This is a genomic window from Duganella caerulea (assembly GCF_040362985.1).
In the GTDB taxonomy this organism is placed as follows: Bacteria; Pseudomonadota; Gammaproteobacteria; order Burkholderiales; family Burkholderiaceae_D; genus Rugamonas; species Rugamonas vulcania.
In genome coordinates, this window is record NZ_BPWJ01000009.1 from 23,332 (window position 1) to 40,670 (window position 17,339).

General features: G+C 66.9%; 15 protein-coding genes. 12 read left to right on the forward strand and 3 right to left on the reverse strand.

All coding sequences use genetic code 11. The features are described from left to right. Positions 1-17 precede the first annotated feature (17 nt). The gene (locus tag ACUJB0_RS24255) at positions 18-2,291 is read left to right on the forward strand and encodes a xanthine dehydrogenase family protein molybdopterin-binding subunit (RefSeq protein ID WP_444847466.1); all 2,274 of its coding nucleotides are present in this window, start codon (positions 18-20) and stop codon (positions 2,289-2,291) included. Between the two features lie 120 nt (positions 2,292-2,411). Then, on the forward strand, positions 2,412-3,476 hold the full coding sequence (locus tag ACUJB0_RS24260) for an MBL fold metallo-hydrolase (RefSeq protein ID WP_444847467.1): 1,065 nt from the start codon (positions 2,412-2,414) through the stop codon (positions 3,474-3,476). A 15-nt stretch (positions 3,477-3,491) separates the two neighbouring features. Here the strand turns inward: ACUJB0_RS24260 and ACUJB0_RS24265 are convergent, their stop codons facing one another. After that, positions 3,492-3,920, reverse strand: coding sequence for a thioredoxin family protein (locus tag ACUJB0_RS24265; protein WP_444847468.1), 429 nt, complete (start codon positions 3,918-3,920; stop codon positions 3,492-3,494). A gap of 97 nt (positions 3,921-4,017) precedes the next feature. Here ACUJB0_RS24265 and tsaB point away from each other — a divergent pair, with 97 nt between their 5' ends. The 4 genes from tsaB to ACUJB0_RS24285 all read left to right on the forward strand — a co-directional run bounded on the left by tsaB (position 4,018) and on the right by ACUJB0_RS24285 (position 7,388). Next, the gene (gene tsaB, locus ACUJB0_RS24270) at positions 4,018-4,731 is read left to right on the forward strand and encodes a tRNA (adenosine(37)-N6)-threonylcarbamoyltransferase complex dimerization subunit type 1 TsaB (RefSeq protein WP_444847469.1); all 714 of its coding nucleotides are present in this window, start codon (positions 4,018-4,020) and stop codon (positions 4,729-4,731) included. Beyond that, complete coding sequence (gene rimI, locus ACUJB0_RS24275) at positions 4,728-5,198, forward strand: ribosomal protein S18-alanine N-acetyltransferase (protein WP_444847470.1); 471 nt, start codon at positions 4,728-4,730, stop codon at positions 5,196-5,198. The genes tsaB and rimI overlap by 4 nt, the downstream gene beginning before the upstream one ends. 8 nt (positions 5,199-5,206) lie before the next feature. Beyond that, entirely contained in the window at positions 5,207-6,292 is a 1,086-nt protein-coding gene (locus ACUJB0_RS24280; protein ID WP_444847471.1) for a uracil-DNA glycosylase family protein, read from the forward strand. A 121-nt stretch (positions 6,293-6,413) separates the two neighbouring features. Next, entirely contained in the window at positions 6,414-7,388 is a 975-nt protein-coding gene (locus ACUJB0_RS24285) for a DUF1853 family protein (protein ID WP_444847695.1), read from the forward strand. Between the two features lie 7 nt (positions 7,389-7,395). Here the strand turns inward: ACUJB0_RS24285 and lplT are convergent, their stop codons facing one another. After that, complete coding sequence (gene lplT / locus ACUJB0_RS24290) at positions 7,396-8,658, reverse strand: lysophospholipid transporter LplT (protein ID WP_444847472.1); 1,263 nt, start codon at positions 8,656-8,658, stop codon at positions 7,396-7,398. Positions 8,659-8,786: 128 nt separating this feature from the next. On the opposite strand from lplT, the gene alr reads away from it, so the two are divergent. The 3 genes from alr to ACUJB0_RS24305 all read left to right on the forward strand — a co-directional run bounded on the left by alr (position 8,787) and on the right by ACUJB0_RS24305 (position 11,655). Next, the gene (alr, locus tag ACUJB0_RS24295; RefSeq protein WP_444847473.1) at positions 8,787-9,881 is read left to right on the forward strand and encodes an alanine racemase; all 1,095 of its coding nucleotides are present in this window, start codon (positions 8,787-8,789) and stop codon (positions 9,879-9,881) included. 4 nt (positions 9,882-9,885) lie between these two features. Then, positions 9,886-11,262: a DNA repair protein RadA gene (radA, locus tag ACUJB0_RS24300; RefSeq protein WP_161087716.1), complete on the forward strand. Its 1,377-nt coding sequence runs from the start codon at positions 9,886-9,888 to the stop codon at positions 11,260-11,262. A gap of 72 nt (positions 11,263-11,334) precedes the next feature. Next, positions 11,335-11,655: a PilZ domain-containing protein gene (locus ACUJB0_RS24305; RefSeq protein WP_444847474.1), complete on the forward strand. Its 321-nt coding sequence runs from the start codon at positions 11,335-11,337 to the stop codon at positions 11,653-11,655. Here the strand turns inward: ACUJB0_RS24305 and ACUJB0_RS24310 are convergent. Continuing rightward, entirely contained in the window at positions 11,636-12,937 is a 1,302-nt protein-coding gene (locus ACUJB0_RS24310) for a citrate synthase (RefSeq protein ID WP_444847475.1), read from the reverse strand. The genes ACUJB0_RS24305 and ACUJB0_RS24310 overlap by 20 nt on opposite strands. Before the next feature lie 101 nt (positions 12,938-13,038). On the opposite strand from ACUJB0_RS24310, the gene ACUJB0_RS24315 reads away from it, so the two are divergent. From ACUJB0_RS24315 to ACUJB0_RS24325, 3 genes are all read left to right on the forward strand, one after another. Next, positions 13,039-14,397, forward strand: coding sequence for a CoA transferase (locus ACUJB0_RS24315; protein WP_444847696.1), 1,359 nt, complete (start codon positions 13,039-13,041; stop codon positions 14,395-14,397). 338 nt (positions 14,398-14,735) lie between these two features. Continuing rightward, positions 14,736-16,115 (forward strand): flagellar filament capping protein FliD, encoded by a 1,380-nt coding sequence (gene fliD / locus ACUJB0_RS24320; protein ID WP_444847476.1) that lies wholly within the window; start codon positions 14,736-14,738, stop codon positions 16,113-16,115. A 79-nt stretch (positions 16,116-16,194) separates the two neighbouring features. Next, positions 16,195-17,307 (forward strand): polyamine ABC transporter substrate-binding protein, encoded by a 1,113-nt coding sequence (locus ACUJB0_RS24325; RefSeq protein ID WP_444847477.1) that lies wholly within the window; start codon positions 16,195-16,197, stop codon positions 17,305-17,307. Positions 17,308-17,339 lie beyond the last annotated feature (32 nt).

The window sequence follows — 17,339 nt, forward strand, 5'->3', positions numbered from 1 at the left end:
CAAACAAGGGAGACCGCATGCAGCCACAGTCCAAACGACGACGCCGCTTTATCTTTGGCGGCGTGGCCGCCGCCGGCGCGCTGGTGGTCGGCTGGGGCGCGATGCCGCCGCGCCAGCGCCTGCACGCCTCGCATCCGATGCCGGTGGTCGGCAACGCGGTGGAGCTCAACGGCTGGGTCGCGGTGGCGCCGGACGGCATGGTCAACGTGGTCATGGCGCGCAGCGAGATGGGGCAGGGCGTGCACACCGCCTTGCCGATGCTGGTGGCCGAGGAGATGGACGTGCCGCTGTCGGCGGTGCGGCTGGTGCAGGCGCCGCACGATAAAATCTACGGCAATATCGCCATGCTCAAGGACGGCCTGCCGTTCCACCCGGACGACAACGGCGACCTGAAGGCGGTGGTCAGCTGGACCGTCGGCAAGGTCGCGCGCGAGCTGGGCCTGATCATCACCGGCGGCTCGTCCAGCGTGAAGGACGCGTGGCAACCGATGCGCGAAGCCGGCGCCGCCGCGCGCGCCATGCTGGTGGCGGCAGCCGCCGCGCAGTGGCAGGTGCGCGCGGAGGACTGCCGCACGGAGGAAGGCTTCGTCATCCACGCCGACGGCAGGCGCCTGGCGTATGGCGCGCTGGCGGTGGCAGCCGCCACCTCCAAGCCGGGCGAGATCCGCCTGAAGTCGCCCAAGGATTTCAAATTGATCGGCCGCCCGCAGCCGCGCCGCGACACGCCGTCCAAGGTGAACGGCACGGCGGTATATGGCCTCGACGTGCGTCCGCAGGGCATGGTGTATGCGGCGGTGCGGATGTCGCCGGTGATCGGCGGCCGGGTCGCCAGTGTCGACGCGGACGCGGTGCTGAAGATGCCGGGCGTGCTGCGCGTGGTCGATTTCTCCAGCGCGCTGCCGGCCAAGACTGGCGCCGGCGCAGGCGTGGCGGTGGTGGCCAAGAGCTGGTGGCAAGCCAGGCAGGCCGCGCTGGCCTTGCCGGTGCAGTGGACCGACGGCGATAACGCCAAGCTGACGAGCGCCGCCATCTACGCCGAGTTCGCGGCCAAACTGGACTCGGACTCGGGCCATGCCTACCACAAGTCAGGCGACATGGACGCGGTGGAAGGCAAGGCCGCCGGCGTCGCCAAGACCGTGACGGCGGAATATCGCGCACCTTATCTGGCGCATGCCGCGATGGAGCCGGTCAACTGCACGGCGCAGGTCAAGGACGGCTTCGTGTTCCTGTGGGCGCCGACGCAGTCGCCCGGCTTCGCGGTGGAGACGGCGGCGCAGGCGGCCGGCGTCCCGACCGACAAGGTGGTGCTGGAGGTGACGATGCTGGGCGGCGGCTTCGGTCGCCGGCTGGATGTCGACATGGTGTCGCAGGTGGTGGCGGTGGCGCGGCACACCGGCGGCCTGCCGGTGCAGATGATCTGGTCGCGCGAGGACGACACCACGCACGACGTCTACCGCCCGGCCGCGCTGGCGCGCTTCAACGCCAGCCTGGACGCGGCGGGCAATGTGCTCGGCTACGACAACAAGTCGGCCAGCGGCTCGGTGTCGCACCAGTTCTTCAAGCGCAACCTCGGCCTGCCGCCCGGCGGGCCTGACAAGACCACGGTCGAGGGCGAGTTCGACATGCAGTACGAATTCCCCAACCAGCGCATACGGCACGTGATCGTCGACAGCGCGGTGCCGCTGGGGTACTGGCGCTCGGTCGGCCACTCGCACAACGCCTTCTTCAAAGAGAGCTTCATCGACGAGCTGGCGCATGCGGCCGGCAAGGACAGTGTGGAATTCCGGCGCGGCCTGCTGAAGCGGCACCCGCGCCACCTGGCGGTGCTCGATGCGGCCGTGGCCAAGGCCGGCGCCGCGCCGGCGGGACGCGCGCACGGCGTGGCGCTGCACCAGTCGTTCGGCACCATCGTCGCGCAGGTGGCGGAAGTATCGGTGGAAGGCGCGGAAATCCGCGTGCACCGCGTGGTATGCGCGGTCGACTGCGGCATCGCCGTCAATCCCAACATCATCGCGCAGCAGGTGGAATCGGCGGTGGTATTCGGGCTGTCGGCGGCCTTGTATGGCGCGGTGACGATCAAGGACGGCAAGGTCGAGCAGACCAGCTTCAACGACTATCCGGTGCTGCGCCTGAACCAGGCACCCGAGGTGGAGACCATCATCATCATGCCAAGCGCCGAGCATCCCGAAGGCATGGGCGAACCGGCCACACCGCCGATCGCACCTGCGGTCGCCAACGCCGTCTTCAAGCTGACCGGCAAGCGCCTGCGCACCCTGCCTTTGACCATATAAAATTGGGGTCAAGTCTGACATTCGGACACGGCCTCTGCCCTAGCGGCGCCGCTACGGCAGAGGCCGTGTCCGAATGTCAGACTTGACCCCAAAGTTGCTTTTTTTTAGGGACCAGTCATTATGATTTTTCGCCAACTATTTGACCCGACGTCTTCCACCTACACCTATCTGCTGGGCGACGGCGGCGAGGCGCTGCTGATCGATCCGGTCTACGAGCAGGTGCCGCGCGACATGGCGTTGCTCAAGGAGCTGGGCTTGCGCCTGCTGGCCACGCTCGATACCCACGTCCACGCCGACCACGTCACCGGCGCCTGGCGCCTGCACCAGAGCTGCGGCAGCGCCATCGCGCTGGCGGCGGCGGCCGGCGCGCAGCTGGCCGACCGGCCGCTGCGCCACGGCGACCGCATCGATTTCGGCAGCCGCCACCTGACCGTGCGCGCCACGCCCGGCCACACCAACGGCTGCCTGACCTTCGTGCTGGACGACGAGAGCATGGCCTTCACCGGCGACAGCCTGCTGATACGCGGCTGCGGCCGCACCGATTTCCAGCAGGGCAGTCCGCAGCAGTTGTTCGCCTCGGTGCGCGGGCAGATCCTGTCGCTGCCGGAAGCCTGCCTGCTCTATCCGGCCCACGACTACCGTGGCATTACCGTGACCAGCGTGGCCGAGGAGCGCCGCTTCAATCCACGCCTGGGCGGCGACGTGGACGAGGGCGATTTTGCGGGACACATGAACAACCTCCACCTGCCGCATCCAAAGCTGATCGCGGTGGCGGTGCCGGCCAATATGCGCTGCGGCCAGCCGGAGGGCAACGCGCCGCCGCCGGATACGCCGGACTGGGCGCCGTTGACGCTGCGCTTCAGCGGCGTGTGGGAGATCGAGCCGATGGTCCTGCTGGAGCACGCGGCCGAAGTGCAGATCGTCGACGTGCGCGAGGCGCCCGAGTTCATCGACCAGCTGGGACACCTGGAAGGCGCGCGGCTGGTGCCGCTGTCGCAGCTGATGGACCGCGCGGGCGAGCTGGATAAGGACCGGCCGGTGGTGGCGGTGTGCCGCTCGGGCGTGCGCTCGGCGCAGGCCAGCGTGCTGCTGGCCAAGGCCGGCTTCAGCAAGGTCGCCAACCTGGCCGGCGGCATGCTGCGCTGGAAGCTGGAGGCATTGCCGGTGGCGTCCGACAGCGTCTGATTGCTGGCCGGAGGTTCAGGCCAGCGCGTTGCGCATCAGGGTGCGCAGGTTGCAGTCGGCCTGCCAGCCGATGCGCTCCTCGCTGCTGGCGGCCAGCGCGGCCAGTTCGGCGTCGCTCTGCGCGGACTGGGCCAGCACCAGCCGGTGCGCCAGCCCGGCGTCCGGCAGCATGGTGCCGAAGAAGGCCACCAGTTCGTGGTGCTGGATCAGCAGGGTGGGGAAGTTGTCGACGTCAAGGTCGCCCACGACATCGGCATGGTCCTCGATGTCGATCCAGACGAACAGCTTGTCCGGATGGCGCGCGGCCACCTCCTCGAACGTGGCGCGGTAGGTCGCGCAGGTGCCGCACCAGGCCGCGCACAGGCAGGCCACGATCCAGCGGTCGCCGGCCAGGGCGGCGGCGATCTCTTCGCGATTGTCGGAATTGAGGGTCAAACTGTGCATGATATTGGTCGGCTAACGGCGGCCTCTGCGCCTAAGAGGCGTATTCTACATCCCCGCGCGGGGTCGCGCCTGCCAGTCCGGCAGGTTAAAATACGCCATGCCTATTATTCTTGCCATTGAAACCTCCTCCGAACTGGCCTCCGTCGCGCTGCTGCGGGGCGAGAGTGTCATCAGCCGCGTGTCCTCGGGCGTGCGCACCCATTCGCAATCGGTGCTGCCGATGATACAGGAGCTGCTGGCCGAAGCCGGTATCGCCTTGAAAGACTGCGACGCCATCGCCTTCGGCTCCGGCCCCGGTTCGTTCACCGGCGTGCGCACCGCTTGCGGGATCGCCCAGGGCCTGGCCTTCGGCGGCAACCTGCCGGTGGTGCCGGTGGTCACGCTCGACGCGATGGCGCTGGCCTGCCATCAGCGCCACGGCGCCGCCGAGGTGCTGGCGGTGCTCGATGCGCGCATGGGCGAGGTGTACTGGGCGCAGTATCGCTTTGCGGACGGCGCCGCGCCGGCGCCGGTCCCAGTCCCAGTGCTGCCGCCCGCGCTGTCGGCGCCCGAGGCCGTGCAGCCGCAGGGCGCGCCGGTCGCTTGCGGCAATGGCTTGTCGGCCTATGCCGAGGCGTTTGCCGGCGGCGGTTTTGCCGAGGTGATGCCGCATGCGGAGCAGATCGCGCAGCTGGCGGCCATCGCGCTGGCGGCCGGGCAGACGGTGACGGCGGCCGAGGCGCAGCCGCTGTATTTGCGGAACAAGATCGCCTACACCCAGGCCGAGCGGCGCGACATGGCGGCCGCCAAGGCCGCCGAGGGTGGCGCATGAAGCAGGTGTGGGATCTGGCGCGGCTCAATTACGAGCCGATGCGGCAGGCCGATTTGCCCGATGTGGTGGCGCTGGAGGAGAGCGTTTATCCGCATCCCTGGAGCATGGCCAACTTCATCGATTCGCTCAACAGCAATTACGAGGCGTGGGTGCTGCGCGACCAGCAGGGCGATTTGCTGGGCTATTTCCTGCTGATGGCGATCGTCGACGAGGCGCATTTGCTCAACGTGGCGGTATCGGCGGAGAAGCAGGGGCAGGGCCTGGGGCGCTTCCTGCTGAACCAGGCCGTGGCCTGCGCGCGCGGGCTGGGCATGGAGTCGGTGTTGCTGGAGGTGCGGCCATCGAACACGCGGGCGCTGGAGATTTATGAGCGCTACGGATTTAAACAGATCGGTCGGCGCAAGGGCTACTACCCGGCCGCCAATCAGCAACGCGAGGACGCAATCGTTATGCGGTTCAGTTTATGAGTCAGACGATGGCCAGGAGTGCCGTGTTCCTCGATGAGATGGGCGTGGGCGTGCAATGGAAATTGCGCAATCCGTGCGTGGCCGGCGAGCCTGTGGCGCAGGATGTGCAGGCCGGGGAGCCGATGCCGGTGATGGCCGAAGCGCCGCCGGCGCGCAGCGTCGAGCCGGCGCCGGTTGCTGAAGCATTGCCGCCGACAGCCCCGGCGCGGGAGCCAGAGCCTGCGCCTACGCCCGCAATGGCCCCCGCGCCATTGTCCGCCCCGGCCGTCATGGCATCGTCCGCGCCGCCCGCCATGCCATCGCATGCATCGTCGGCCGCGCCATCTTCCGCGCCATTCGCGTCGGCCGCAGTGGCTTCGCCCGCGCAGGCAGACGCGCCATCGTTCCCGCCCGCCGCTGTCGCCTCGCCCGCACCGGCCGCCGCGCCATCGCGCGCGCTGGACGAGCCGGCCGCCGCTTCGGATGACGACTCCACCGCCTGGTTCGACGAGGCGCCTGCGCCCGCGCGCGCGGAGCCGGTCAGCGACGAGGCCATCGCCGCCATGGACTGGGCCGGATTGAAAGCCGCCGTCGCCACCTGCACCCGCTGCAACCTGTGCGAAACGCGCCGCAACGCCGTGAACGGCCGCGGCGCCGCCAATGCCACATGGATGGCCATCGCCGCCGCGCCGACCCGCCTGGACGAGAAGGAAAACCAATCTATCGCCGGCGAAGCGGGGCAACTGCTGGACAATATGCTGAAGGCCATCGCGCTCAAGCCGGAGCAGGACGTCTACGTCACCCACCTGGTCAAATGCCGCCCATCCGACGCCGACGGCGCCGACCGCGCACCAAGCGGCGAAGAACTGCTGGCCTGCCGTCCGTTCCTGGACCGCGAGCTGGCGCTGACCGGCGCCGCGATGGCCATGACCTTCGGCCAGTACGCCGCCAAGGGTCTGATGATGGGCCCCGTCGCGCGCGGCAAGGTAATGCGCTACGGCGCGACCGAACTGCCGGTGGTGGCCACCTATCACCCGGACGACCTGCTGCGCCGGCCGGAAGACAAGGCCAAGGCTTGGGGCGACCTGTGCCTGGCCAAGGCCGCCCGTGACTAGCCAGCCGCCCGCCGCCCCGGCGAGCCCATCCCCATCCGGGCTGCTCGCCGAACACGCGCCGGAGAACTCGTTGCCGTCCGAGGCGCTCAGCGGGCACGTGCCGGAGACTCCATCGCCGTCCATGGCGCTCGCCGGCCACGCGCCAGCGGACAGCTATCAACTCCGCTTCGAACAACGCTGGGGACACCTGACCCGCCCGCACGTGCGCGCGCTCGCCTGGCTGCTCGACGCGCCCGACCTGCTGGACCCCGCCTCGCCGCACTGGCAAGGCCGCATCGCCACGCTGGGTGCCATATCGCCCGAGACAGCCGCCTGGCTGGCCGCGCTGGAGCAGGATCCGATCCCGCTGGACGCCGCCCTGGGCACCCGCCACTACTCGCGCCTCGGCCTGTACGCGGAAAAGCTGATGGCCTTCTACTTCGCCGAGCACGGCCAGCTGGTCGCGCACGGCCTGCAGGTTCGCGCCAGCCGCAACGACACCGTCGGCGAATTCGACTTCCTGCTGCGCGACGGCGACGACCTGGTCCACCTTGAATTCGCCACCAAGTTCTACCTGCTCGACGCCAGCGACGCCGGCGCCGACTTCAACGGCCTGATCGGCCCCAACCTGGCCGACACGCTGGGCGCCAAGATGCGCAAGATCTTCGACAAGCAGCTGTCACTGGCCAGCCACCCGGCCGCGCAACCCTTGCTGCCGCAGCCGGTGGCGCGGGCGCAGGCGCTGGTCAAGGGCTGGCTGTTCTATCCCGGCGGCGAGGGCGCGGAACCGATGCCCGGCATCTCGCAACCGCACTGCAACGGCTTCTGGATCACGCTGCAACAGGCCGCCGGCCTGCAAGGCGACCGCTACGCCATCATGCCGCGCCTGCACTGGCTGGCGCCGTTGAAGACGCCCCTGGACTCCACCGCGATGAACAAGGCCGAACTGCTGGCCGCACTGCACGACCACATGGCGCAAGTATTCGCGCCGGTGATGGTGGCGGAGTTGGAGCAGCAAGGGGAATGGCTGGTGGAGCGCAGCCGGGGCTTCGTCGTACCCGACGATTGGCGCGCCCAAGCCGCGCAGCGCCGCCAGGACGGGGCGCTGCCGGCTTAAAGCAAGGTCAGTGTTTCAGCTCGCCGATCAGCGCGACCGAATCGAACTCGCGCTGGTTGGCCGCATGCTTGCGCATGATGAAGAACATGGTCCCGGCCAGGAACAGGCCGAACAGCACGATGATCACATCCAGGTTCAGGTGGCCGCGCAGCATCAGCGAATACATGGCCAGCATGGTCAGGATGGACAAATTCTCGTTAAAGTTCTGCACCGCGATCGAATGGCCGGCGCTCATCAGCACGTGGCCGCGATGCTGCAGCAGCGCGTTCATCGGCACCAGGAAGAAGCCGCCCAGCAGGCCGACCAGGATCAGCAGCGGGTAGGCCAGCGCCACCGATTTCACCATCGTCATGCTTATGACGATGATGCCCATGGCGATGCCCATCGGGATCACGGTCAGCGACTTGCGCAGCGAAATGAAGCGCGCCGACAGCACGGCCCCCAGCGCCACGCCGATGGCGACCACGCCGACCAGGCTGGTCGATTGCTCGTAGCTCAGCTTGAGGGTGCGGTTGGCCCACTCCAGCACGATGAATTGCAGTGTCTGCGCGGCGCCCCAGAACAGCGTGGTGACAGCCAGCGAAATCTGCCCCAGCTTGTCCTTCCACAGCAGGCCGTAGCAGTTGGCGAAGTCGGTGATCAGCTTGATCGGGTTACGTTCCTGGTGGCCATAGACGCAGCCGGTGTCCGGGATACGGGTGTTGAACAGCGCCGCCAGCATGTAAATGCCGACCACCACGCACAGCGCCGCCTCGGGCGGGGTGTCGATGCCGGTGTCGATCAGCGGGAAGTCCAGGCCTAGCAGGAAGGAGGACACTTGTCCGCCGACCAGCTTGCCGCCCATGACGGTGCCGAAAATGATCGACATCACGGTCAGGCCTTCAACCCAGCCATTGGCCGCGACAAGTTTCTCTGCGGGAAGTAATTCGGTCAGAATGCCATATTTCGCGGGCGAATAGACGGCGGCGCCGAAGCCCACCAGCGCATAAGCGAGCAGCGGATGGACGTGCGCGAAGATCAGCAGACAGCCGGCAACCTTGATCAGGTTGGAGATGAACATGACCTTGCCTTTGGGCATGGAATCGGCGAAAGCGCCGACAAATGCAGCCAACAGCACGTAAAACAGCGTAAAGGAGAGCTTCAGCAGTGGCGTGATCCACGCCGGGGACTTCATGGTGACTAGCAGGTCGATCGCGACAAAGAGCAGCGCATTGTCCGCCAATGACGAAAAGAACTGCGCTGCCATGATGGTATAGAAACCACGATTCATTCTGGGATGCCTGAAAACATATCTGGCTTGCTTTATACCATGCTTTGATCGTATCCCCAAGAATTGAGCCATGCGGATCGGCCGCCGCACGGTAAAATACGGCCTTCGCCATTTTGCTCACATTGCTTATGTCCAGGCCTATCGCTGCAACCATCCACGTCGAATCCATGAAGCACAACCTGGCCTGCGCCAAGGCCCAGGCGCCGGGCGCCAAGGCTTGGGGCGTGGTCAAGGCCAACGGCTACGGTCACGGACTGGAGCGGGCGATGCGCGGCTTCGCCGACGCCGACGGCCTGGCGCTGGTCGAAGTCGACTACGCCGTGCGGCTGCGCGAACTGGGCTGGAAAAAGCCCATCCTGCTACTGGAAGGTTTCTTCGCTCCGGCCGACCTGAACACCATGGCCGGCTACGACCTGCAGGCCGCCGTCCATTGCAACGAGCAATTGGCGTGGCTGGAAGCGGCGCAAGCCGGGCTGGCCGCGCGCGGCATCAAATTTGACCTGCATCTGAAAATGAACAGCGGCATGAACCGGCTCGGCTTCATGCCGGACGCCTACGCCGCCGCGCACGCGCGCCTGAGCGCCATGGCCTGCGTGCGCAGTATCACCATGATCACCCACTTCGCCAATGCCGACGACGCCGAGCATCCGCTGCTGCCGATCGCCGAGCAGGTGCGCCGCTTCGAGCTGGGCACGGCCGGCCTGGCGGGGGCGCGCAGCCTGTCCAATTCGGCCGGCGTGCTGATGCACCAGCAAACCCTGCGCAACGACTGGATCCGTCCCGGCATCATGCTGTACGGCGGCTCGCCGGGCGGCGCCACGGCCGAGTCGTTCGGCCTTGAACCGACCATGACGCTGACCAGCGAGATCATCGGCATCCAGCACATCGTGGCCGGCGACGTGGTCGGCTACGGCAGCCGCTTCCAGGCCGAGGGCCCGATGACCATCGGCGTGGTGGCCTGCGGCTATGCGGACGGCTATCCGCGCAGCGCGCCGATGGGCACGCCGGCGCTGGTGGACGGCGTCCGCACCCGGCTGGTGGGGCGGGTGTCGATGGACATGCTGACCGTGGACCTGACCGGCCTGCCGTCGGCGCGCGTGGGCAGCAAGGTCACGCTGTGGGGCCGCGGCATGCCGATCGACGAGGTGGCCGAGGCGGCCGGCACCATCGGCTATGAGCTGATGTGCGCGCTGGCGCAGCGCGTGCCGGTGCAGGAAGGCTGAGCGCATGGCCAAGGCTAAAACCAACTACACCTGCAGCGAGTGCGGCGGCACGGCCACCAAGTGGACCGGCCAGTGTTCGTCCTGCCAGCAGTGGAACACGATGGTGGAGACCGTCATCGAGGCCGGCGGCAACAACCGTTACTCGCAGCCGCAGCATCTGTCGCTGGCGCAGACCGCGCCGGTGCTGTCGCTGGCCGACATCGACGCCATCGACGTGCCGCGCTTCGGCACCGGCATCGAGGAATTCGACCGCGTGCTGGGCGGCGGCCTGGTGGCGGGTGGCGTGGTGCTGATCGGCGGCGATCCTGGCATCGGCAAGTCAACCCTGCTGTTGCAGGCGCTGGCCAATGTGTCGCACCTGAAAAAAGTCCTGTACGTCAGCGGCGAGGAATCCGGCGCGCAGATCGCGCTGCGCGCCAAGCGGCTCAACATCGACGCCCGCGACCTCAAGCTGCAGGCCGAGATCCAGCTGGAGAAAATCCTCGGCACGCTGGCCGACCTGAAGCCGGAAGTGGCGGTGATCGACTCGATCCAGACCGTGTATTCGGACGCGCTCAGCTCCGCGCCAGGTTCGGTGGCGCAGGTGCGCGAGTGCGCGGCCCAGCTGACGCGCATGGCCAAGCAGACCGGCGTCACGATCATCCTGGTCGGCCACGTGACCAAGGAAGGCGCGCTGGCCGGGCCGCGCGTGCTGGAGCACATTGTCGACACGGTGCTGTACTTCGAGGGCGACAACCATTCAAGCTTCCGCCTGGTGCGGGCCATCAAGAACCGTTTCGGCGCGGTCAACGAGCTGGGCGTGTTCGCCATGACGGAGAAGGGCTTGAAGGGCGTGTCGAATCCGTCGGCGCTGTTCCTGTCCCAGCACGACAACCAGGTGCCCGGTTCCTGCGTGATGGTGACGCAGGAAGGCACGCGTCCCTTGCTGGTCGAAATCCAGGCGCTGGTGGACGCCAGCCACCTGCCTAACGCGCGCCGGCTGTCGGTCGGTCTGGAGCAAAATAGGCTGGCGATGCTGCTGGCCGTGCTGCACCGGCACGCCGGTATCGCGGCCTTCGACCAGGACGTGTTCATCAACGCGGTGGGCGGCGTGAAGATCACCGAACCGGCGGCCGACCTGGCGGTGCTGATGGCGATTAATTCGTCGATGCGCAGCAAGCCGCTGCCGCGCGGCTTCGTGGTGTTCGGCGAGGTGGGCCTGGCCGGCGAGATCCGTCCGGCGCCGCGCGGCCAGGAGCGTTTGCGCGAGGCGGCCAAGCTGGGCTTCTCGACGGCGATGATCCCGACCGCCAACGCGCCCAAGCAGCCGATCGAGGGCATGACCATCATCGCGGTCGATCGCATCGACGATGCCTTCAATAAGCTGCGCGAAATCCAATAACGTTGTATTGTTACGTGTTGTAATTGGTAATACTGAATAATTAGTAACTGAATACGCACAAAGGAACAGATAGTGTCAGTTGATCAAAGGTCGGTCGCGCGCAAGATCGTGCGGGCCAAGGCGGTGGTGGTGATGGACGGCTTGCCGCCGATGCAGGGGCGCACCATCGACATCAGCGCCCATGGGTTGTCGCTTAATTTCGAGCATAAGCTGGAGGCCGGGCACATGGGGCAGTTGTCGTTCGAGCTGTTCATCGACGGCAAGGCGCAGGTGCTCACTTGCCGCTCCAAGGTCACGTATTGCATCTTCAGCGGCGATCATTTCAAGATCGGTTTCCAGTTCCTGAACATGGATTCCATCACCACCAGCGCTGTCAACAAGTTCCTGCGATAGGTCCGACGTAGCGGGCTCTCGGGCGGATCGGGCGCTGGGCTTGCACTTGTTCGAGTGCATGCGCCAGCCAGCCGACGCAGCGGCCCAGCGCGAACAGGATGAAGGGCGCGTCGTCCGGCAGTTCATGGGCGGTGGCCAGCGCGGTCAGCGCGAAATCAATATTCGGCAATTCTCCCGCCTGCGCTTCTGCCGCGGCGGCGAGGGCGGCGTGCGGCTGCAATTCCGGCAATAACTTCAGCAGGGCGCGGGCGCGCGGGTCGCCTTCCGCGTAGAGCTTGTGGCCGAAGGCGGGCAGCGGGCGGCCGCTCTGCAACCAGTTCGCGACCGCCTCGTCGGCGCCGTGCTGGCGGGCGGCGGCGATCAGCTGTGCGAATTCGGCCGAGGCGCCGCCGTGCAGTGGGCCGGTCAGCGTGGTGAACCCGGCCAACACGCCGGCCGCCAGCGAGGCGCCGGTCGAGACGGCGACGCGGGTGGCGAAGGTCGAGGCGTTCAGTTCATGGTCGGCCATCAGCACCAGCGCGCGGCGCAGCAGGTCTTCGGCGGCGGGGCGTTGCCAGGCGCGGGCGAGACGGGCGCTGATCGTGTTTGGCGCGGCTTGGCCGGCCGGCTCCGGGCCGATCATCGCCTGCGTGAGTGTGGACAGGATGCTGGCGGCCTCGGCGCGCAGTTCGGCGGCTGGGCGGCACAGCGAGGGCGTATCGCTGGCGCAGCGCAGCGCCAGGGTCAGCAGGCCGGCGCCCAGTGCGCCGGCGGGCGCGAAGGCTGCCGCTGCGCCGCCTGCCGTTGCGGCGTCCGCCATCGCGCGGCCCGACGCGGAGGCTGCCGTTGAGCGGGCCGGTGCGAAGGCCGCTGTTGGGCCGATTGCCGTTGCGCTGGCCACCATGTCGGCTGCTGTCACCATCGCGGCCGCTGCGGTGGCGGCCAGTGCCTGGCCGGGTTCAGCTTCCCACAGCAAATCGGCGATGTCTTCCAGCGTGGCGGTGTCGGCCAGCACGGTGGCGTCGAGGCCTCGGTACAGCAGGCGGCCGTCGGCGGCGGTGGAGATGGCGGAAGGCAGCACCGGGTCGCCCCATTGCATGGCCTGCGCGGAGACCGCCTCGATCTTGCGGCGCCCGTTGCTGCGCGCGGCCATGCGCAGGATATCGTCGCGGTGGTAGAGGCTGCGGCGCGGATCGGCCTCGTCGGATTTGGCGCGTATCTTGCCCCGGCTGACGTTGGCGTACAGTGTCTGCGGGAGAACATTCAATACGTGCAGCGCTTCCGCCGCCGTCATCCAGACCATCTTGGTTTCCTATGTTGATACTTCAAGTCAAGATTGACGCTCTTTGTGGACGCTCCTAAGCTGGAAACAGCATATCAATTACCGGAGCGCTCATGTCTAAAATGTTAGAAGCCATTGTATCCGCGTTGTCGCTGCCATCGCGCGAGTGCGTGACGTTTGCCGGCGAGGGCGAGCTGCGGTCGTGCTACGCGGTGACGGAGCTGGCGGCGGCCTCGGTGGGCGCGGCGGCGCTGGCGGTGCGGCAACTGATCGCGGCGCAAGGTGGCAAGTCGGTGCAGGTGACGGTCGATCGCCGGCTCGCGTCGATGTGGTTCGGCTGGTCCCTGCAGCCGGTGGGCTGGGAGCGGCCGCCGGCATGGGACCCGGTGGCCGGCGACTACCGCACCGCCGATGGCTGGATACGTTTGCACACCAACGCCCCGCATCATCGCGACGCGGCGCTGGCGGTGTTGGGCACGCCGGCGGAACGCGAGGCGGTGGCGCGGGCGGTGGCCGGCTGGCGCGGTGCCGAGCTGGAGGCGGCGGTGGTGGCGCAGGGCGGCTGCGCGGCGATGATGCGCTCGGGCGCTGAATGGGCGGCGCACGAGCAAGGGCGGGCCGTGGCGGCCGAGGCGCTGCTCGCGTTGACCGCGCGCGAAGGCAGCTTCCACGCCGGCTGGGCGCCGACACCGTCGCGGCCGTTGGCGGGGCTGAAGGTGCTGGACCTGACGCGGGTGCTGGCCGGGCCGGTGGCGACGCGCTTCCTGGCCGGCTACGGCGCTGACGTGCTGCGCATCGACCCACCGTCGTGGGACGAACCGGGCGTGATTCCGGAGGTCACGTTGGGCAAGCGCTGCGCGCGGCTGGACCTGCGTCTGGCGCGGGACCGGGACGTGTTCGAAACCCTGTTGGCGCAGGCGGATGTGCTGGTGCACGGCTATCGGCCAGCGGCGCTGGAGGGATTGGGATTTGGCGACGGAGTACGGCGGCGCCTGAATCCCGGCCTGGTTGATGTCGCGCTCGATGCGTACGGCTGGACCGGGCCATTGAGCGGACGGCGCGGCTTCGACAGCTTGGTGCAGATGAGCGCGGGCATCGCCGAGCGCGGAATGCGCTGGCGGAACGCGGACCAGCCGGTGCCGTTGCCGGTGCAGGCGCTCGATCACGCGACGGGCTATCTGATGGCGGCGGCGGTGGTGCGCGGGCTGACGCACCGGGTGGAGGAAGGGCGGACCACGCAAGCGCGCCTGTCGCTGGCGCGCACCGCGCTGTTACTGATCGGCTTGTCGCCGTCGGAGAGGGTGGCCACGCAACCGCTGGCACCGGCCACCGAAGCGGACCTGGCGCCAGAACTAGAACAGACAGCGTGGGGACCAGCGCGGCGGTACGTGCCACCGGTAGCCATCGACGGCACCCCAATGACCTGGGATCGGCCCGCCACCAAGCTGGGATCGTCGCCACCAAAATGGGGTCAAGTCTGACATTCGGACACGAGCTCTGCCGTAACCCGCGTGGGGTCAAGTCTGGCATTCGGACACGGCCTCTGCCGTAGTGGCTGCTACAGCAGAGGCCGTGTCCGAATGTCAGACCTGACCCCAATTGCTTGGTAGAGCTCGTGTCCGAATGCCAGACTTGACCCCAATTGCTTGGTAGAGCTCGTGTCCGAATGCCAGACTTGACCCCAATTGCTTGGTAGAGCTCGTGTCCGAATGCCAGACTTGACCCCAAGTTGGAAGAGCGCAAGAAAAGCCGCTCTGTTCGGCGCTTTGGAATTTCGCCCATGTTGCATACTATGTAACCAATTCAGGCGGAACGTATCATGGCGACCTCCAGCATCAATTCCAGTACCAATACCGGCAGTCCGTCGGTGTCGAACGATATCTACAATCGCGTCCAGCAGACCATGGCGTCGCAGAACAAGGCCGCGACCAAGCTCAATACCACGCTGAAGAATGACCAGACCAAGCTGTCGGCACTCGGCCAGCTACAAAGCGCGCTGGCCAACTTCCAGTCGATCGCCGCCGGACTCACCGGCAGCGGCTTGAGCACCAGCGCCGCCACCTCGGTCAAGAATGTGCTGACCGCCGCTTCCACCGGCGCGGCCAAGGCCGGCACCTATGCGATCAACGTCAAGCAGCTGGCCCAGGGCCAGTTCCTGACCAGCGACGCCTTCGCCGCCGCCGATGCCAAGATCGGTTCTGGCGCGGTCACCACCGTCAAGATCGATTTCGGCACCACAGGCGGCGACAAGGGATTCGCGCTCAACAGCGCGGCGGCCGGCAAGTCCATCACCATCGACAGCAGCAACAACACGCTGGACGGCATCGCCGCCGCGTTCAAGGCGGCCGGCGTCGACGTCAAGGTGGTCAAGGGCGACGACGGCAAGTTCTCGCTGGCGATCGCCGGCCAGAGCGGCGCGGCCAACACCATGCGCATCAGCGTCAGCGGTGACGCCGCGCTGAAAAACCTGCTGGCCTTCGATCCCGACGGCAGCCAGAAACTCAAGCAGACCGGCGCCGGCATGGACGCCATCGTCAACGTCGACGGCAAGGACATCACCAGCGCCACCAACACGCTCGACAAGGCCATCCCCGGTGCGACCTTGACCCTGACCGGCGCCGGCAAGACCGATGTCACCATCACCCAGGACGCCAGCCAGATCGGCACCAACCTGAAGTCCTTCGTCAGCGCCTACAACGATTTGAACAAGAAGCTGCAGGCGCTGCAAAAGGGCGACCTGAAGTCCGACACCGCGCTGGGCCAGGTCACCAGCCAGTTGGGCATGCTGCTGAAGACGGGCGGCGGCAGCGTCTCCCTGTCGGCGCTGAACGCGGCCGGCGTCACCCAGGACAGCAACGGCCAGCTGCTGGTCGACGACAAGAAGCTGCAGGCCGCGCTGGCCTCGGATTCGGCCGGCGTCGGCAAGCTGTTCACCAACGGCGGCAAGGGCATCGCCGACCTGCTGTCGTCCAAGGCGGCGGCGTTCACCTCGGACAGCAGCGTGATCAGCAAGGAGGCAGGCCTGCTGGGCCGCGAAATCACCAGCATCAACGGCCGCCGCACGGTGCTGACCAAGGCGCTGACCGCCCAGGCCACCGCGCTGGCGGCGCTGTACACGGCCCAGGCCCAGACCGGCGCCGGAAGCGCCCTCAACGGCGCGGCCGGCAGTTCCGGCTCGCTGTTCGATATCCTGGGATGATTTTTCTAACGAATTCCTTGCGTCGAAACTGGCTATGCCCGATCATCACGGCTTGTGATTGATTCCAAACGGAGGGGCTATGGCAGGGAAGTTCGTTGGTGCGGTGCTGGTGGCGGCTGGCTTGATGGCCGTCGCGGGGCAGGTTGCGGCTCAGGCGCAAGAGGAGAAAGTCCTCAACATCTATAACTGGTCGGACTATATCGCCGACGACACCGTTAAAAACTTTGAAAAAGAAACCGGTATCAAAGTCCGCTACGATGTCTTCGACAACAACGAAATCCTGAATTCCAAACTGGCCGCCGGCAAGTCGGGCTACGACATCGTGGTGCCGACCGCGCAATGGGCGCGCCTGCAGATCGACGGCAAGCTGCTGCGCAAGCTCGACAAGTCCAAGCTGAGCAACCTGAAGAACCTGGACCCGGCCATCCAGGCCAAGCTGGCCGGCATCGATCCGAACAACGATTACCTGGTCGACTGGCTGTGGGGTTACACCACGGTCGGCATCAACGTCAACAAGGTGAAGGCCGCGCTGGGCGGCATGCCGATGCCGGACAACGCCTGGGACCTGATCTTCAATCCGAAATACGCGTCCAAGCTCAAGTCGTGCGGCATGTCCTTCCTCGATTCGCCGTCCGAGGTGCTGCCGGCCGCGCTGCTGTACCTGGGCAAGCCGGCCTACTCGAAGAACGCCGCCGACTACACTGAGGCGGGCAAGCTGCTGCAATCCATCCGTCCGAACGTGACGCTGTTCAGCTCGTCCGGCTACATCAACGACATGGCCAACGGCGCGGTGTGCGTGGCGCTGGGCTGGTCGGGTGACATCAACATCGCCCGCCAGCGCGCGATCGATGCGAAGAACGGCAACGTGATCGAGGTGCTGGTGCCGAAGACCCCGGCCGCGCTGGTGTTCGACACCATGGCCATCCCGGCCGACGCGCCGCATCCGAACAACGCCCACCTGTGGATCAACTACATCCTGCGGCCGGAAGTGCATGCCAGCCTGACCAACAAGGTGTTCTACGCCAATCCGAACACGGCCAGCCTGAAGTTCGTGCGCAAGGATATCGCCGGCAATAAGACGGTGTTCCTGTCCGACGCCGACAAGCAGCGCATGGCCGCGCCGGAAGCGGTGCCGGCCGACATCCGCCGCAACATCACGCGCATCTACACCAAGTTCAAGACCGGCTTGTAAGTCAGCCTCAAAAACGACGATCGGCGCGAGAG

Bases quoted from the DNA above. Each gene is read 5' to 3' on its own strand.
- rimI (WP_444847470.1), top strand. From the start codon at position 4,728: ATGAAGCAGGTGTGGGATCTGGCGCGGCTCAATTACGAGCCGATGCGG.
- ACUJB0_RS24280 (WP_444847471.1), top strand. From the start codon at position 5,207: ATGGCCAGGAGTGCCGTGTTCCTCGATGAGATGGGCGTGGGCGTGCAA.
- alr (WP_444847473.1), top strand. From the start codon at position 8,787: ATGTCCAGGCCTATCGCTGCAACCATCCACGTCGAATCCATGAAGCAC.
- ACUJB0_RS24325 (WP_444847477.1), top strand. From the start codon at position 16,195: ATGGCAGGGAAGTTCGTTGGTGCGGTGCTGGTGGCGGCTGGCTTGATG.
- lplT (WP_444847472.1), bottom strand. From the start codon at position 8,658: ATGAATCGTGGTTTCTATACCATCATGGCAGCGCAGTTCTTTTCGTCA.
- ACUJB0_RS24310 (WP_444847475.1), bottom strand. From the start codon at position 12,937: ATGGTCTGGATGACGGCGGCGGAAGCGCTGCACGTATTGAATGTTCTC.
- ACUJB0_RS24255 (WP_444847466.1), top strand. From the start codon at position 18: ATGCAGCCACAGTCCAAACGACGACGCCGCTTTATCTTTGGCGGCGTG.
- ACUJB0_RS24285 (WP_444847695.1), top strand. From the start codon at position 6,414: ATGGCGCTCGCCGGCCACGCGCCAGCGGACAGCTATCAACTCCGCTTC.
- tsaB (WP_444847469.1), top strand. From the start codon at position 4,018: ATGCCTATTATTCTTGCCATTGAAACCTCCTCCGAACTGGCCTCCGTC.
- fliD (WP_444847476.1), top strand. From the start codon at position 14,736: ATGGCGACCTCCAGCATCAATTCCAGTACCAATACCGGCAGTCCGTCG.
- ACUJB0_RS24315 (WP_444847696.1), top strand. From the start codon at position 13,039: ATGTTAGAAGCCATTGTATCCGCGTTGTCGCTGCCATCGCGCGAGTGC.
- ACUJB0_RS24260 (WP_444847467.1), top strand. From the start codon at position 2,412: ATGATTTTTCGCCAACTATTTGACCCGACGTCTTCCACCTACACCTAT.
- radA (WP_161087716.1), top strand. From the start codon at position 9,886: ATGGCCAAGGCTAAAACCAACTACACCTGCAGCGAGTGCGGCGGCACG.
- ACUJB0_RS24265 (WP_444847468.1), bottom strand. From the start codon at position 3,920: ATGCACAGTTTGACCCTCAATTCCGACAATCGCGAAGAGATCGCCGCC.